General features: G+C 73.8%; 16 protein-coding genes. 7 read left to right on the top strand and 9 right to left on the bottom strand.

The genetic code is table 11. The features are described 5' to 3' along the window. Positions 1-70 precede the first annotated feature (70 nt). Together AQJ30_RS19070 and AQJ30_RS19065 are read left to right on the top strand one after the other, a co-directional pair. A complete protein-coding gene (locus tag AQJ30_RS19070) occupies positions 71-430 on the top strand; it encodes a hypothetical protein (protein ID WP_067235371.1) in 360 nt (119 codons plus the stop codon). Next, positions 411-869: a hypothetical protein gene (locus AQJ30_RS19065; protein WP_067235370.1), complete on the top strand. Its 459-nt coding sequence runs from the start codon at positions 411-413 to the stop codon at positions 867-869. The genes AQJ30_RS19070 and AQJ30_RS19065 overlap by 20 nt, the downstream gene beginning before the upstream one ends. Before the next feature lie 33 nt (positions 870-902). On the opposite strand, the gene AQJ30_RS19060 is transcribed toward AQJ30_RS19065, so the two are convergent. The 3 genes from AQJ30_RS19060 to AQJ30_RS19050 all read right to left on the bottom strand — a co-directional run bounded on the left by AQJ30_RS19060 (position 903) and on the right by AQJ30_RS19050 (position 3,229). Then, positions 903-1,400: a GNAT family N-acetyltransferase gene (locus tag AQJ30_RS19060; RefSeq protein ID WP_067235367.1), complete on the bottom strand. Its 498-nt coding sequence runs from the start codon at positions 1,398-1,400 to the stop codon at positions 903-905. Positions 1,401-1,460: 60 nt separating this feature from the next. After that, positions 1,461-1,952 (bottom strand): RNA polymerase sigma factor, encoded by a 492-nt coding sequence (locus AQJ30_RS19055; RefSeq protein ID WP_067235365.1) that lies wholly within the window; start codon positions 1,950-1,952, stop codon positions 1,461-1,463. 110 nt (positions 1,953-2,062) lie between these two features. Next, positions 2,063-3,229, bottom strand: coding sequence for a glycerophosphodiester phosphodiesterase (locus AQJ30_RS19050; protein WP_067235362.1), 1,167 nt, complete (start codon positions 3,227-3,229; stop codon positions 2,063-2,065). A gap of 356 nt (positions 3,230-3,585) precedes the next feature. Here AQJ30_RS19050 and AQJ30_RS19045 point away from each other — a divergent pair, with 356 nt between their 5' ends. Further along, on the top strand, positions 3,586-4,257 hold the full coding sequence (locus AQJ30_RS19045) for a lysophospholipid acyltransferase family protein (protein ID WP_067235359.1): 672 nt from the start codon (positions 3,586-3,588) through the stop codon (positions 4,255-4,257). A 230-nt stretch (positions 4,258-4,487) separates the two neighbouring features. Here AQJ30_RS19045 and AQJ30_RS19040 read toward each other — a convergent pair whose 3' ends face one another. From AQJ30_RS19040 to argH, 4 genes are all read right to left on the bottom strand, one after another. After that, on the bottom strand, positions 4,488-6,011 hold the full coding sequence (locus AQJ30_RS19040) for an MFS transporter (RefSeq protein WP_067235358.1): 1,524 nt from the start codon (positions 6,009-6,011) through the stop codon (positions 4,488-4,490). Then, a complete protein-coding gene (locus tag AQJ30_RS19035) occupies positions 6,008-6,556 on the bottom strand; it encodes a TetR/AcrR family transcriptional regulator (RefSeq protein WP_067235355.1) in 549 nt (182 codons plus the stop codon). The genes AQJ30_RS19040 and AQJ30_RS19035 overlap by 4 nt, the downstream gene beginning before the upstream one ends. 115 nt (positions 6,557-6,671) lie before the next feature. Continuing rightward, positions 6,672-7,643, bottom strand: a complete 972-nt coding sequence (locus tag AQJ30_RS19030; RefSeq protein ID WP_067235352.1) for an aldo/keto reductase — start codon at positions 7,641-7,643, stop codon at positions 6,672-6,674. A 72-nt stretch (positions 7,644-7,715) separates the two neighbouring features. Beyond that, positions 7,716-9,143 (bottom strand): argininosuccinate lyase, encoded by a 1,428-nt coding sequence (gene argH / locus AQJ30_RS19025; protein WP_067235349.1) that lies wholly within the window; start codon positions 9,141-9,143, stop codon positions 7,716-7,718. 229 nt (positions 9,144-9,372) lie between these two features. Between argH and AQJ30_RS19020 the strand changes: the two genes are divergently transcribed. The 3 genes from AQJ30_RS19020 (at position 9,373) to AQJ30_RS19010 (ending at position 11,631) form a co-directional block, all read left to right on the top strand. Then, a complete protein-coding gene (locus AQJ30_RS19020; RefSeq protein ID WP_211279022.1) occupies positions 9,373-10,209 on the top strand; it encodes a hypothetical protein in 837 nt (278 codons plus the stop codon). A 120-nt stretch (positions 10,210-10,329) separates the two neighbouring features. Beyond that, positions 10,330-10,917: a pyridoxamine 5'-phosphate oxidase family protein gene (locus AQJ30_RS19015; RefSeq protein ID WP_067235345.1), complete on the top strand. Its 588-nt coding sequence runs from the start codon at positions 10,330-10,332 to the stop codon at positions 10,915-10,917. 3 nt (positions 10,918-10,920) lie between these two features. Further along, positions 10,921-11,631, top strand: a complete 711-nt coding sequence (locus tag AQJ30_RS19010) for a L,D-transpeptidase family protein (RefSeq protein ID WP_067235343.1) — start codon at positions 10,921-10,923, stop codon at positions 11,629-11,631. 46 nt (positions 11,632-11,677) lie between these two features. On the opposite strand, the gene AQJ30_RS19005 is transcribed toward AQJ30_RS19010, so the two are convergent. Both AQJ30_RS19005 and AQJ30_RS19000 read right to left on the bottom strand, forming a co-directional pair. Beyond that, entirely contained in the window at positions 11,678-13,165 is a 1,488-nt protein-coding gene (locus AQJ30_RS19005; RefSeq protein ID WP_067235340.1) for a sensor histidine kinase, read from the bottom strand. Next, positions 13,162-13,902 carry a response regulator transcription factor gene (locus AQJ30_RS19000; protein ID WP_067235792.1) on the bottom strand — a complete coding sequence of 247 codons (741 nt, stop codon included), beginning with the start codon at positions 13,900-13,902 and terminating at the stop codon, positions 13,162-13,164. Before AQJ30_RS19000 ends, AQJ30_RS19005 begins: the two co-directional genes overlap by 4 nt. 149 nt (positions 13,903-14,051) lie before the next feature. Here AQJ30_RS19000 and AQJ30_RS18995 point away from each other — a divergent pair, with 149 nt between their 5' ends. Beyond that, positions 14,052-15,407 (top strand): ferredoxin reductase family protein, encoded by a 1,356-nt coding sequence (locus AQJ30_RS18995; RefSeq protein WP_067235338.1) that lies wholly within the window; start codon positions 14,052-14,054, stop codon positions 15,405-15,407. Position 15,408 lies beyond the last annotated feature (1 nt).

Raw genomic sequence — 15,408 nt, 5'->3', positions numbered from 1 at the left:
GGTCTAGACCCTGTGGCGGTGGACCGGGGGCGGCCTCCGTGCGGCTCCCCCGCCGTAATAAGGTCGCCCCATGCTCGATGCCCTGACGCTGGTGACCGGTGTCGCCGCGCTGCTGCTCGCCGCGTGGTGCGGCTGGGCGGCCTACCGTGACCAGCCGACGAAGGACTGGCACTTCATCGGGATGGCCGTGGTCTCGGTGCTGGCGCTGGTGCAGCTGGTGATCGGGATCGTGCAGCTGGCGCGGGGCGAGAAGCCGGACCAGGGCACGACGATCTTCGTGGCGTACCTGCTCGGCGCGTTCGCGTGCGTGCCCGCGGCGGGCTTCATGTCGCTGGGTGAGCGCACCCGCTGGGGCTCGGTGACCGCGGCCGCCGGCGGTGTGGTGCTGGCGGTGCTGGAGGTGCGGCTCCATGACATCTGGGGAGGCTGAGGTGGCGACGGGGGACGGGTCGACCGGGAGGTCCGGGCGGCTCACCAGCGGACCGGGGACCCTGCTGGTCTGGCTGTACGGCGTGATGGTGGTCGGCGCGGTGTCGCGCTCCGCGTACCAGATCGCCACCGAGTTCGACCGGGCGCCGCTGGCGTACTCGCTGTCGGCGGTGGCGGGCGTGGTCTACGGCTTCATCACCTACACGCTGGTGCGCGGGAGCGAGGGCGCCCGCAGGGCGGCGCAGGTGTGCTGCGCCGCCGAGCTGGCCGGCGTGCTGATCGTGGGCACCTGGACGCTGATCGAGCCGTCCGCGTTCCCGGACGCCACGGTGTGGTCGAAGTACGGGATGGGCTACGTCTTCATCCCGGTGCTGCTGCCGGTGTCCGCCCTGTACTGGCTGCGCAGGTCGCGCGACCCGGAGCGCTCCGTCCGGGGCTGACTGGGCTCCGGGGCTGACTGGCTCCGGGGTCGGCTAGGCGGTGACCGCGTAGGTGCCCGCCGGCTTCTCCAGGACGATCATCGGCACGCCGTCCGTGCCCTGGGCCGTGCCCACCGTCTCGTAGCCGACGCGGCGGTACAGGCGCAGGCTGCCCTCGCTGCGGTGGCCGGCGTGCAGGCGGAAACGGGTCGCGCCGCGCTCCCCCTCCAGGGCCGCCTCGGCCGCGCGCAGCAGCCGCGCGCCGATGCCGTGGCCCTGCAGACGGGGGTGGACGCAGAGCTTGCCGATGGCGGCGGCGCCGTCCTCGGTGACCCGGCCGCGGACCGAGCCGACCACCTCGTCGCCGAGGCGGGCGACGTACACGCAGTCGGCGGCGAGCTCCTCGCGCACGGAGTCCAGGCTCTGCACGAGCGGGTCGATGCGGTAGTTGCCGTACAGCGCCGCCTCGCTCTGGAAGCACAGGTACTGGAGCCTGAAGATCTGCTCCGCGTCCTGCTCGGTCGCCACCGAGATGGTCACGCTCATGCCCATGTGCGCACGCCTCCCGCTCACCTGATCACCGGTTGTCCCCCACTCCTATCCCCGCCCGGTTCACGCCGCAACCTCCGGTGCGAGCAATCTCCGCAGACATCCCAGACATCTGGAACGTTCCGGTCCGAGGGAGCCCTGTGAGATACCCAACTCCCCCGCGATCTCCCGGTAGGTCGGGTCCCGCGGCGACAACAGGGCCTCGACCAGGCGCGGGCAGCGGCCGGGGAGCCGGCCGACCGCCGCGCGCAGCGCGCGCCCCCGCGCGGCGGTCAGGGCGAGCTGCGCGGGGTCGCGGTCCGCGTCGTCGGCCGGGTCGCCGTCGTACGGGCGTTCCCGGCAGTGGGTACGGCGGGTGCGGCGGGACTCGGCGCGCACGGCCCCGCGCAGCCAGCCGTGGGGGTCGGCCGGGGGGCCGTCGGCCCGGAGGTGTTCCAGGAGCCGGAGCCAGACGGCCTGTTCGAGGTCCGCGGGTTCGGTGCCGGTGGCGTGGGCCTCGGCCGACGCCTCGGCGGCGAGGAGGGGGGCGAGCCGCAGGAGCATGTCGTGCTTCACGTGCGGCACGACGCGGCCGCCCGGGCGGTGGGTTGCCCGGGCGGCCGGCAGTCACTCGATGGGAGGGCGCGCGTCCCCTGCCTTCGCGCGGGGGGCGCGGGGCGCCGGGGTCAGCCCTTGAGGAAGTCCTGGCGCGCGAGCAGGCCCGTGTCCGGGTTGTCGGTGAAGACTCCGTCGATGCCGGTGGCGAAGTAGGCGCGGTAGGCGCCGAAGACGTCGCCGTACCCGTCGGCGTCCGTGCCCTTGCGGAACTCCGCGGGCAGGAAGGGGTTCTCGTTGCGCATGGTGTACGGGTGCAGGATCAGGCCGGCCGCGTGGGCGTCCTTCACCAGGCTGGTCGGCGTGGTGAGCCGGCCGCTCGCGTCCTTCGGGACGACCAGGTCCAGGGTGGGGCCGATGCCCTGCGCGTAGGAGGCGATCTCGCGCAGGCCCTTCGGGGTGACGAGGTCGGCGACCGTGCGCGGGTCGCCCGTCTCGACGAAGTCCCAGGGCCGGCTGGTCGCGCCGGACAGCAGGACCACCAGCGGGTTGCCCACCAGCTTGTCCAGGCGCTGGATGCTGGTCGGCTCGAACGACTGGAGGATGACCGGCGAGTCGCGCTTGTCCTTGCCGTGCTTGCGCAGCAGCTGGGCGAGGCGCTCCTCCAGGCCGAGGCCGAGCTTGCGGAAGTAGGTGGGGTGCTTGGTCTCGGGGTAGATCCAGACCTGCTTGCCGCGCCTGCGGGTCTGCTCGTCCTGCCACCGGAGGACTTCCTCGAAGGTGGGGATCTCCCAGCGGCCGTCGTAGAGGGTGTTGTGCGGCCGGTTCGCCGGGATGCGCTCGACGGCGCGGAGGGTCTTCAGCTCGGCGAGCGTGAAGTCCTCGGTGAACCAGCCGGTGGTGGGCACGCCGTCCAGGACCTTGGTGGTGCGGCGGCCCGCGAACTCCGGGTGGTCGGCGACGTCGGTGGTGCCGCCGATCTCCGGCTCGTGCCGGCAGACCAGGTGGCCGTCCTTGGTGGGGACCAGGTCGCCCGCCTCGACGATGTCGGCGCCCAGGTCCAGGGCCATCTGGTAGGAGCCGAAGGTGTGCTCGGGGCGGTAGCCGCTGGCACCCCGGTGACCGATGACCGTCGGCACCGGCAGGCTCCCCAGCCCGCGGCCGGTGTGCCGCGCCCCGCCGGCCTGCGCCGTGCCCGGCAGACCGAGGACGGTGCCGGTCGCGCCCAGGACGGCGGCGCCCAACAGGGCCCGTCGTCCGGTGCCGCGCTGTTGTTCGTTCGACTCCTGCGTTCCCATGGCGCCTCCTGCCGTCGGCTCGTGCGGTGCGCGCCGATCGTAGGGGCGTGGACATGACGCACGGGAGGCCGCGGGCCGAACGGGCGGGTGCGGGCGCATGGCGCGTGGTGGTACGAACGGCTGACGGTCCGTCGGAATCGGGCGCGGCCGGACGGGTACCCGGGCAGTGAGGAGAACGCGACGTCCGTCACACGTTCCGCCCGCGTGACCGGGGCGTTACGGGGTGCCGCCGCAGGTAAAGGTGCGTCAATACCTCGTAAGACGCGGGTGAACCCGATGTGCGTCACCCCCCGACCCGCGAGTATCGTCCTCACCTGCACAGACTCATATACAACCCCTTGACATCGGAGGGCCCGTTGTCCCGCTTCGCGCTCATCAAGGCAGTGCTCGGACCGGTCATGCGCCTCATGTTCCGCCCCCGGGTCGAGGGCGTGGAGCACATCCCGGCCGACGGACCTGTCATCCTGGCCGGCAACCACCTCACGTTCATCGACTCGATGATCCTCCCCCTGGTGTGCGACCGTCAGGTCTTCTTCATCGGCAAGGACGAGTACGTCACCGGCAAGGGCCTCAAGGGCCGCCTGATGGCCTGGTTCTTCACCGGCGTCGGCATGATCCCGGTGGACCGCGACGGCGGCAAGGGCGGGGTGGCCGCGCTGATGACCGGGCGGCGCATCCTGGAGGAGGGCAGGGTCTTCGGGATCTACCCCGAGGGCACCCGCTCGCCCGACGGACGGCTCTACCGGGGGCGCACCGGTATCGCGCGGCTGACGCTGATGACCGGTGCGCCGGTGGTGCCGTTCGCCATGATCGGCACGGACAGGATCCAGCCGGGCGGGTCCGGGATGCCGCGGCCGTGCCGGGTGAAGGTGCGGTTCGGCGAGGCGATGGAGTTCTCCCGCTACGACGGGATGGACCGCGACCGGTACGTGCTGCGGGCCGTGACGGACTCCGTGATGACGGAGGTCATGCGGTTGTCGGGGCAGGAGTACGTGGACATGTACGCCACGAAGGCGAAGGCGGCGTAGCCCTCCGGGGGGTGGGCCGGGGGGCTACGGGGGGTGCCGGTTGTCTTTCGGGTGCCTGTGCATTGTGGCTGGTCGCGCAGTTCCCCGCGCCCCCAGGTGGGGACGGTGGCTGTAGTCCGTCGGGTGCGGGTGCGTTGTGGCTGGGTGCGCAGTTCCCCGCGCCCCTGGGTGGGGACGGTGGCGGTCGGACGTGGCGTTGCCCCGGGTCGGCGTCCCCTGGGTGGGACCAGTCAGGCTCCGGTTTCGAGGCGCTGGTTCCTCAGGAGGAACCAGGCTGCTGCCGCTGTGATCAGGAGGACTGCCGCTCCCGCGCCCGAGGCCAGGTGGAGGCCGTGGACGAAGGCTTCGCGGGCCGAGGTCAGGAGGGTGTCCGCGGTGGGTGCCGGCAGGTGCGACGCCGCTTCGACCGCCCCGCCCAGCGACTCGTGCGCCCCGGCCGGTGTGCCCGCCGGTGCGGCGAAGTCGCGGTAGGCGCCCGTCACGATGGACCCCAGCACGGCGATGCCCAGGGCCGCGCCCAGTTCGTACGCCGTCTCGGAGACCGCCGAGGCCGCCCCCGCCTGGTCCTTGGGGACCGCGGAGAGGATGACGTCGGCCGTCACCGTGAAGGAGAAGCCGGCGCCGACGCCGACGACCAGCAGGGCCGCGCCCAGCAGCGGGTAGCCGGTGGACGCGTCGATCACCGTGATCACGGCCAGGGCCAGCCCGATCGCCGCGAGGCCGCCGGTGACCACCGCGCGCACCGAGAAGCGGCGCGCGGCACGGCCGGCCACCAGGCCCGCCGCCACCGCGCCGATCGCGGCGGGCAGTTCGGCCAGGCCCGCCTCGAACGGGGGCCGGTCCTGCACCAGTTGCAGGAACTGGGACAGGAAGAACACCAGGCCGGACAGCCCGAGCACGGTCAGCAGGTCGGCCAGCACCGCCCCGGAGAAGCCGCGGTTGCGGAACAGCCGCATGTCCAGCAGCGGCGCGGGCAGGGTGAGCTGGCGTCGTACGAAGCCGTACAGCGCGGCGGCGCCCAGGACGCCGGCGCCCAGGGTGGGCCACGCGAACCCGTGGGCCGCGACCTCCTTCACCGCGTACACCACGGCGATCATGCCGACCAGGGACAGCAGCACGCTGGGCAGGTCCCAGGGGCCCGGGTCGGGGTTGCGGGACTCGGGCAGGGTGCGGATGCCTACCAGGACGAGCACCGCCATCACGGGCAGGTTGATCAGGAAGACCGAGCCCCACCAGAAGTGCTCCAGCAGGAAGCCGCCGACGATCGGGCCGACCGCCGTGCCGGCCGAGGCCGCCGCGCCCCAGATGCCCACGGCCAGGCTGCGCTCGCGCGGGTCGTGGAAGAGGTGGCGGATCAGGGCCAGGGTGGCCGGCATCAGGGTCGCGCCGGCGACGCCCAGCAGGGCGCGGGCGGCGATCATCGCCTCGGGCGTGGTGGCGTAGGCGTTGAGGACCGAGATCGCGCCGAACGCCGTGGCGCCGCCGAGCAGGATCCGCTTGCGGCCGATGCGGTCGCCGAGGCTGCCCATCGAGACCAGCAGGCCCGCGATGACGAACGAGTACACGTCGCCGATCCACAGGAGCTGGGTGCCGGAGGGCTCGAGGTCCTCGCTGATGTAGGGGGTCGCGAGACCGAGGACGGTCGCGTCGACGGCCACCAGCAGCACGGCGAGCACCAGGACGGACAGCGCCAGCCAGCGGCCCGGGCGCTTCACCGCCTCGGTCGTGCGCGCCGGCTGCAGGGTGCTGGTCATGCTTCCTCTCTCCGTAGTGCGCCGCCGAGCAGCAGCTCGACGACCATGTGGGTGAAGTCCTTGGGGGCGACGCGCCCGGCCTGGGTGGCCCAGGCGCAGGAGGCGACGAGGCCGTAGAGCGCCTCGGTGAGCCAGACCGGGCTGAGGTCGATGCGGAACTCGCCGCCCTGCTGGCCGCGGACGAACACGGTGGCGATCCGGGTGTCGAGCCGGGCCCAGGGTTCGTCGCCGCCGTCCTCCCAGAGCTGGTTCTCTCCGTAGAGGAAGGCGAGCAGTCCGGCGGCGGGTTCGATCTCCCGCACGAGCCTGCGCAGCGCGTCACCGGCGGGCCCGTCGTCCAGCCGGGCCCGGTCGAGCGCCGCCTCGCACTCCGCGACGCCGAGCGACTCCAGGGCGCGGACGAGCGCGTCCCGGCCGGCGAAGTGCCGGTGCAGGGTGGCGCGGCTGATGCCCGCCGCCCGGGCGACCTCGTCCATGGTCGCGGTGGGTCTGCGGGTCAGCAAGGCGGCGGCGCTGCGGAGCACCTGGTCACGGTCGACGGCCATGAGACGAGTGTAGCTCATGTGAGACATCGATGTCTCATCGCGGGCATGGGTGTATCAGGACGAGGGCTTCAGGAGGGGTGCCTCAGCGGGGGTGACGTGCGGTGGGCGGCGTCGCTCAGTGCCAGGGAAGCTGCGCGCGCCGGTCCCAGTACGCGGGGGGTTCCTCGGCGAGCGTCGCCAGGCGGGCGAGCTGGTCCTCGTCCAGGTCGACGGCCGCGGCGTGCAGGTTGGACGTGAGCTGGGCGGCCGTCGCGGCGCCGGACAGGACGACGCCGGCCCAGGGCTGCCGCAGGACCAGGGCGAGGGCCACGGCGTCGCAGCCGAGGCCCGTCTCCTCGGCCACCTCCCGCAGGGCGGCCGGGGCGTGCGGGTCCGCGAGGCGGCCGTTGGCCATGCCCTCCTTGACGATGACGGTCAGCCCCGCGTCGTGCGCCTGCGCGAGGGCGGGGCCCGCCGAGGTCTCCAGCGCGTTGTACGTCGACTGCACGGTCCGGAAGAGGGGGGCGCCGTCGACGGTCACCTCCAGGGCGGCACGGATCGCGTCGGCCTGGGCGGGGCCGCTGGTGGAGAAGCCGACGGTGAGCCCCTCGGCGGCGGCCTCGGCCAGGCGCGCGTGGAGGTCCTTGTCGGTGAGGGCGGGGCTGTCCGGGGTCACCGAGTGGATCTGGTAGAGGTCGAGGCGGTCGCCGAGCAGGGCGTCGGTCTCGGCGCGCTGGCGCTCGTACGTCGCGAGGGTGTGGTCCTTGACCTCGTGGGTCTCGGCGTCCGCCGACCAGCCGGCGGTGTAGGTGTAGCCCCACTTGCTGCCGACGACGACGTCGGTGACCTCGGGGCGGGCGGCGAGCCAGTCCGCGAGGAACTCCTCGGAGCGGCCGTAGGACCGGGCGGCGTCGAGGTAGCGGACGCCCTGGGCGTAGGCGGCGTCCAGGAGTTCGTGGGTGCGGGCCCGCAGGGCGTCGACGCTGCGGTCGGCGGGCAGGTCCCGGTCCCGGCCGAGGGTGATGTAGCCGGGCCGTCCGACCGCGGCGAGGCCCAGCCCGAGGTGGCAGGTGGGCGTCGTGGCGGTCGCGAGACGGGCGAAGGGCATCGCGGGCTCCGTTCGGTCGGGCGGGTGCCGGACCAACGTAACCCGCGACGCCCCGGGCTCACGTCCCGGCGTTCACTTCTTGGCGTTCGCCCACCCCTGCTGGGCCGCGACGTCCGCCTTCACCTCGGCCAGCTGGACCGCGACGGCGCTCGGGGCCGTGCCGCCGCGGCCGTCGCGGGAGGCCAGGGCGCCGGGCACGTTGAGGACGGTGCGGACCTCGGGGGTCAGGTGGGCGCTGATCTTGGCGAACTGCTCGTCCGTCAGCTCGTCGAGCTCCTTGCCCTCGGCCTCCGCGGCCTTGACGCACTCGCCGGCGACCTCGTGGGCCACCCGGAACGGCACGCCCTGCTTGACCAGCCACTCGGCGATGTCGGTGGCCAGGGAGAAACCGGCCGGGGCCAGCTCCTCCAGCCGCTCGCGGTGGACGGTGAGGGTGGCGACCATGCCGGTGAAGGCGGGCAGCAGCACCTCCAGCTGGTCGCAGGAGTCGAAGACCGGCTCCTTGTCCTCCTGGAGGTCACGGTTGTACGCGAGCGGCAGGGCCTTCAGCGTGGCCAGCAGACCGGTCAGGTTGCCGATCAGGCGGCCGCTCTTGCCGCGGGCCAGTTCGGCGATGTCCGGGTTCTTCTTCTGCGGCATGATCGACGAGCCGGTGGAGAAGGCGTCGTGCAGGGTCACGAAGGAGAACTCCTTCGTGTTCCAGATGATGATCTCCTCGGCGATCCGGCTGAGGTTCACGCCGATCATCGCGGTGATGAAGGCGAACTCGGCGACGAAGTCGCGGGAGGCCGTGCCGTCGATGGAGTTGCCGACGCTGCCGCGCTCGAAGCCGAGGTCCCGGGCGACCGCCTCGGGGTCCAGGCCGAGGGAGGAACCCGCCAGGGCGCCGGAGCCGTACGGCGAGACCGCCGTGCGCGCGTCCCACTGGCGCAGCCGCTCGGCGTCCCGGGACAGCGCCTGCACGTGTGCCAGGACGTGGTGGGCGAACAGCACCGGCTGGGCGTGCTGGAGGTGGGTGCGGCCGGGCATGGCCACGTCCGGGTGGGCCTCGGCCAGGCCGATCAGCGCCTCCTGGAGGTCGGCGACCAGGCCGCCGATGACGCGGGCGTGGTCGCGCAGGTACATCCGGAAGAGGGTGGCGACCTGGTCGTTGCGGGAGCGGCCCGCGCGCAGCTTGCCGCCCAGGTCGGGGCCGAGGCGCTCCAGCAGGCCCCGCTCCAGTGCGGTGTGGACGTCCTCGTCGGCGATGGTGCCGACAAAGGCGCCCGAGGCCACGTCCGCCTCCAGCAGGTCCAGCCCGGCGATCATGCGCTCCAGCTCGTCCCCGGTGAGCAGGCCCGCCTGGTGCAGCACGCGCGCGTGGGCGCGCGACCCGGCGATGTCGTAGGGCGCGAGGCGCCAGTCGAAGTGGACGGAGGCGGACAGCTTGGCCAGGGCCTCGGCGGGGCCGTCGGCGAAACGTCCGCCCCAGAGCCGTACGTCACCGCTGTTGCTGCTCACTTGCGCTGCTCCTCACCGCTGCCGGTCACCACGTTGTGCATGAGTATGCAGAGCTCTGCATGATTCGTCAATTCACCGAGGCGGGCGGTGGCGTCCGGGGTGAAAAGGGTTGCGGGTTTTCGCAACACCGTTGAACAACCTTGAACACCGGCAAGCGCTTGCGCGTACTCACCGCTGGACGCAGGCGCCGCGTCCCTCCACCCGCTCCTGACCCAAGTGAGGCTTCCGCATGTCCAGGGCTCTCCCCAAGTACAACAAGCGCCGCGTGGCGATCGTCGGCGGCGCCGCCGCTCTGGCCCTGACCGGCGCGGTGGTGGTGAACTCCGCGCTGGCCGGGGAACCGGGCAAGGGCGGCGCCGCCGACGCCCGGACGCTCGCCGCCGGCCCCGGCACGATCACCTGCCCGGACGTCGCTTCCCGGCTGCCCGCCGTTCCCGCCTCCGCGAAGGCCGAGGTCGACCGCAACCTCGCCCTCCTGCGCACCCAGATCGACGAGGCCAACACCCGCCTGGTCAAGACCGTCGGCCAGGGCGGACCCAACTTCGTCCAGAACGCCATCCTCGGCCCCCTCAAGGACAAGCGCGTCTCCACCATCGACCGCATCGCCATAGCCATCGGCCGCCAGGGCACCAAGCCCCAGGGCCTCGACGCCCTGGCCGGGTGCACCCTCGGCGCCGGAGGCACCGGCGCGGGCGGCGCGGCCACCCAGGCTCCGGGCGGCCAGGGGAACGCGGGGAACGCAGGCGACAACGGCAACGCGGGCAACACCGGTGTCGGCACCATCACCTGCCCGGACGTCGCCTCCCGGCTGCCCGCCGTTCCCGCCTCCGCGAAGGCCGAGGTCGACCGCAACCTCGCCCTCCTGCGCACCCAGATCGACGAGGCCAACACCCGCCTGGTCAAGACCGTCGGCCAGGGCGGACCCAACTTCGTCCAGAACGCCATCCTCGGCCCCCTCAAGGACAAGCGCGTCTCCACCATCGACCGCATCGCCATAGCCATCGGCCGCCAGGGCACCAAGCCCCAGGGCCTCGACGCCCTGGCCGCCTGCACGTTGAACCGGTGACGTGACAGGCCGGTGGCCGCCCCGCAGGAAGCGCCGGCCGGGGCGGCCACTGGGGTGCGCGCGGAAGTGACCGGCCAATTCCTTAGACAGCCGAACCATCCGCCACGATAATCGTTAGACATGGGAAAGACTTACGAGCGCATCGACGGCAGACTCCGTACCTTCATCGAGTCCCAGCCGGTCTTCTTCACCGCCACCGCGCCCCTCTCGGACGACGGCACCATCAACCTCTCCCCCAAGGGCCTCAAGGGGTCCTTCGCCGTGCTCGACGAACACACCGTGGCCTACCTCGACTTCGCGGGCTCCAACGCCGAGACCATCGCCCACCTGCGGGAGAACGGGCGGATCACCCTGATGTGGTGCGCCTTCCAGGGACCGCCCAACATCGTGCGGGTGCACGGGCGCGGGGAGCCCGTCTTCCGTGACGACCCCCGCTTCCCCGGCCTCCTCGCGCACTTCCCCGGCATCGACCCGGGCCCGCACGGCCTGCGCGCCGTCATCGTCGTGCACGCCGAACTGGTGCGCGACACCTGCGGCTACGCGGTGCCGTTCATGAGCTACGACGCCGAACGCGACCTGCACGAGAAGCGGTTCGCGCGCGAGGACGACGCGTCGCTCAACGCGTACTTCACCAAGAAGGACCACATCGCGACCAGCCTGGACGGACTACCCGGGCTGCCGTTGCCGCTGCCGCCCTCTACGGTCTGAGGCATGCGCCCCGGTGCCGTCGCCCTCGCGTCCCTGTCCCTCCTGCTGCTCGGCGCCGCACCCGTCGGTGCCGCCGGGGCCCCGCCGCAGCCGCTGCCCGCGCGGATGCGGGACACCGGCGGCGGCACCCAGCTGATCACCGCCGTGGCCGCCCGGACCGGCTCGACGACCGGCACCGTGACCTGGTGGGACCGGGTGGGCGGGCGCTGGGTGAAGGCGGGGTCGGCGTCCGCGCGGTTCGGGGCGAAGGGGCTCGTCGAGGGGACGAAGCGCCGGCAGGGCACCTACACGACGCCGACCGGGCTGTACGACCTGCCGTTCGCCTTCGGCACCGAGGCGGCGCCGTCCGGGACGCGGTACCCGTACCGGGCCGTGCGGCAAAGCTCGTGGTGGTGCGAGGACAACGCCTCGCGGTCCTACAACCGCTGGACCGACCCGCGCCCGGCGGACTGCCGCGCGGCCGAGTCCGAGCACCTCGTCTCGTACCCGACGCAGTACGCCCACGCGCTGGTCATCGGGTTCAACTACCGCACGCCGGTGCGCGGCCGGGGCGCCGGGATCTTCCTGCACGTCGACGGGCGCGGCGCGACGGCCGGTTGCGTGTCGGTGCCGGCCGCGGACATGCGGCGGATCCTGCGGTGGGCCGATCCCGCGCGCGGGCCGCACATCGCGGTGGGGACGACGGGCGGGGCCACGGCGGTCACGCGGTACTGACCCGCCGTACGGGCCCGCCCGCTCACGGGCGCACGGGCCCACGGGCTCAGGCGGTGTCCGCCGCGGGGAGCCGCACGGTGAACGTCGTCGTGCCCGGGGCGCTGTCCACCGCCACGTCCCCGTCGTGCGCCTCGACCACCGCGGCGACGATCGACAGGCCGAGGCCCGCGCCGCCGCCCGAGCCGTCCGGGCGGCGGCGGTCGGCCCGGGTGAAGCGCTCGAAGACCGAGGGGCGGACGTCGTCCGGGATGCCGGGGCCGTCGTCGTGGACGGTGAGGACCGCGGAGCCCGCCCCGGTGTGCAGGGTCACCGTCACCGTCGTGCCCACGGGTGTGTGCAACCGCGCGTTGGCCAGCAGGTTGGCCAGCACCTGCTGGAGGCGGTGGGGGTCGCCGGGGACGGTGACCGGCTCCTCCGGGAGGTCCAGGGCCCAGCGGTGGCCGGGCCCCGCGGCCCGCGCGTCGGTGACGGCGTCCAGGACGAGCCGGGTGAGGTCCACCGCACCGCGCTCCAGCGGGCGGCCCGCGTCCAGCCGGGCCAGGAGCAGCATCTCGTCGACCATCTCGCCCATCCGGGAGGACTCCGCCGCGATGCGCTCCAGGGCCCGGGTCACCTCGGGCGGCACCGGGCCCGGGTGCAGCAGGGCCAGCTCCGCGTGGCCGCGCACGGAGGCGACCGGGGTGCGCAGCTCGTGGCTGGCGTCGGCGGCGAAGCGGCGCAGCCGCTCCTCGCTCGCGTGGCGCTTGGTCAGCGCGTCCTCGACGTGGCCCAGCATCCGGTTGAAGGCGCTGGCCACCCGGCCCACCTCGCCGCGCGGGTCCGACGCGGGCGCCCGGGGCGGCAGGGCCACCTCCCCGCTGGCGAGCGGGAGTTCGCTGACCCGGGTGGCCGTGGCCGCGACCCGGCTGAGCGGGCGCAGCGACCAGCGCACCCACAGGGCGCCGGCCACGCCGGTGACCGCGAGGGCGACGCCGAAGACACTGCCGGCGACCAGCTCCAGCCGGTGCACGGCGGCCTCCACGGGCTCCAGCGGCAGCCCGGTGATCAGCACGTCGCCGTCCAGGCCCCGGCCGGCCGAGACCCGGTAGTCGTCGAGGGCGGACAGGTGCACGCTGTGGCCCCGGCCGTCGACGGGCACGGCGGCCAGGGTCCGCGCGTCCCGGGCGGTCAGGGCGACGTTCAGGTCCGCCGTCAGGTCGCCGGAGCGGACCACCGCCGCGTTGGTGACCCGCCCGTCGACCAGCCGGGCGCCGAAGGTGCCGGTGGACTGGCGGCGGGTGTCGCCGCGTTCGTCGCCGTCGTGGTCGTCGCGCTCGCCGGGGAGCCGGCCGCTGTGCTCCAGGCTCGCCGGGAAGCGGGTGCCGACATCGCTCAGCTGCTGGTCGACGCGGCGGGTGAGGAAGCGTTCCAGCTCGACCACGGCGGCCACGCCCACCGCAGCGCAGCTGACGGCGAGCAGCACCACCAGCCCGACGGTCAGCCGGGCCCGCAGGGTGCGCGGCCAGCGGGGCCGGCCGAGTCGGACGGACCTCACCGCGCGGCCGGCTTGAGCACGTAGCCCGCCCCGCGCACGGTGTGGATCATCGGCTCGCGGCCGGCGTCGACCTTCTTGCGGAGGTAGGAGATGTACAGCTCCACGACGTGGGCGCGGCCGCCGAAGTCGTAGGACCAGACGCGGTCGAGGATCTGGGCCTTGCTCAGGACGCGGCGGGGGTTGCGCATCAGGAAGCGGAGGAGTTCGAACTCCGTCGGGGACAGCTCGACGAGCTCGCCGGCCCGGGTCACCTCGCGGGCCTCCTCGTCCATGACAAGGTCGCCGACGACCAGCCGGGGGCCCTCGTCCGGCTGGCGGGCCATGCCGGCCCGGCGCAGCAGGCCGCGCAGCCGGGCGACGACCTCCTCCAGGCTGAAGGGCTTGGTCACGTAGTCGTCGCCGCCGGCCGTGATCCCGGCGATGCGGTCCTCGACGGCGTCCCGCGCGGTCAGGAACAGCACGCAGACGTCCGGCTTGACGGCGTGCAGGTCGCGCAGCACGGCGAAGCCGTCGGTGTCGGGCAGCATCACGTCGAGGACCACCGCGTCGGGCAGCAGCTCGCGGGCGGCGGCCAGCGCCGAGGCGCCGTCGCCGGCGGTGCGGATCCGCCAGCCCTCGTAGCGCAGGGCGCCGGAGAGCACCTCGGCGAGGTCCGGGTCGTCGTCGACGACGAGCACGCGCAGCGGGGTGCCGTCGGGGCGGGTGAGGGCGGGGCGCCCGGAGCGGGTCGTGTTCATGGCTGCCACCAGCATCGCGCGTGCGCGGCACCCGGTGCCTCTCGGGCAGCTCTGAGTTTCCTCTGAGTCCGCGCGCGGACCGCCCGCTCAGAGCCCGCTCAGAGGTTCGGCCCGCACAGTGGCGGGCGACGAGGCGAAAGGACCCGCCCATGACGACCGTGTACGAGCGACACCGGACGGCCCCTCCCCGGGCCGCCGGGCGGCCGCGCTCCCCCGCCGGTCCGCTGCTGGCCGCGCTGTGGGCCGGGGCGGCCGCCGTGGTCGCGCTGTGGTGGGCGGACACCGCTTCGGTGGTCGGCCCGGCCGGCTGGCTGACCGGGGCGGGGCGGATCGCGGGGCTGCTGTGCGGGTACGCGTGCGCGGTGCTCGTCGGCCTGATGGCGCGGGTGCCGCTGCTGGAGCGGCGGATCGGCTCGGACCGGGTGGCCCGCTGGCACGCGGGGGCGGGCCGCTCCACCATCTGCCTGCTGGTGGCGCACGTCGTGCTGGTCCTCGCCGGGTACGCGGCCCAGGACCACCGCTCGCTGGTCGCGGAGACGCTGACCGTCGTGCTGGACTACCCCGAGATGCTCAAGGCCACCGCCGGCACGGTGGTCCTCCTCGCGGTCGGCGTCACCTCGGTGCGCGCGGTGCGCCGCCGTACCGGCTACGAGTTCTGGTACTACGTCCACCTCCTCACCTACGCCGCGGTGTTCCTGGCGTTCGGCCACCAATTGGCCCTGGGGAACGACCTGAACGGCCGGCCGGTGGCCACGGCCGCCTGGTACGCGCTGTACCTCGGCGTGGCCGCCCTGGTGCTGTGGTTCCGGGTGCTGGTCCCGGTCCGGCTCAACCTGCGGCACCGGCTGCGGGTGGAGTCGGTGCACCCGGAGGCGCCGGGCGTGTACTCGGTCGTCGTGCGGGGGCGGCGCCTGGATCGGCTGGACGCGCGGGCCGGGCAGTTCTTCCGCTGGCGCTTCCTCGGCGCCCGGCTGGGCTGGACGTCGACGCCGTACTCGCTGTCGGCGCCGCCGCGCGGGGACCGGCTGCGGATCACGGTGAAGGCGCTCGGCGGGCACAGCGCGGCCGTGGCGCTGCTGCGGCCCGGCACGCGCGTGTGGGCGGAGGGACCGTACGGCTCGCTGACCGTCGGCCGGCAGACCTCGTCGAAGGCGCTGCTGGTCGCCGCGGGCGTCGGCATCACCCCGCTGCGCGCGCTGTTCGAGACGCTGCCCGGCGAGGTCACCCTGCTCTACCGGGCGCACGGCGCCCAGGACCTGGCGCTGGGCGGCGAGTTGGAGGCGATCGCCCGCTGGCGGGGCGCCCGGGTGCTGTACGCACTCAACGACGAGCACGGCCGGCGCCCCGCGCTCACCGCCGCGTCGCTGCGCACGGCCGTCCCGGACCTGCCCGGCCACGACGTGTACGTCTGCGGCCCGCACGGCTTCGCCCGGGACGTGTACGAGGCGTTGCGCGCCGCCGGTGTACCGGACCGGCGGATCCACCACGAGTCGTTCGAACTGTGAG

This window comes from Streptomyces longwoodensis (assembly GCF_001514125.1).
GTDB lineage: Bacteria > Actinomycetota > Actinomycetes > Streptomycetales > Streptomycetaceae > Streptomyces > Streptomyces longwoodensis.
Note: the sequence above shows the minus strand (reverse complement) of the source record. Positions and strands in the feature narration are given on the sequence as shown.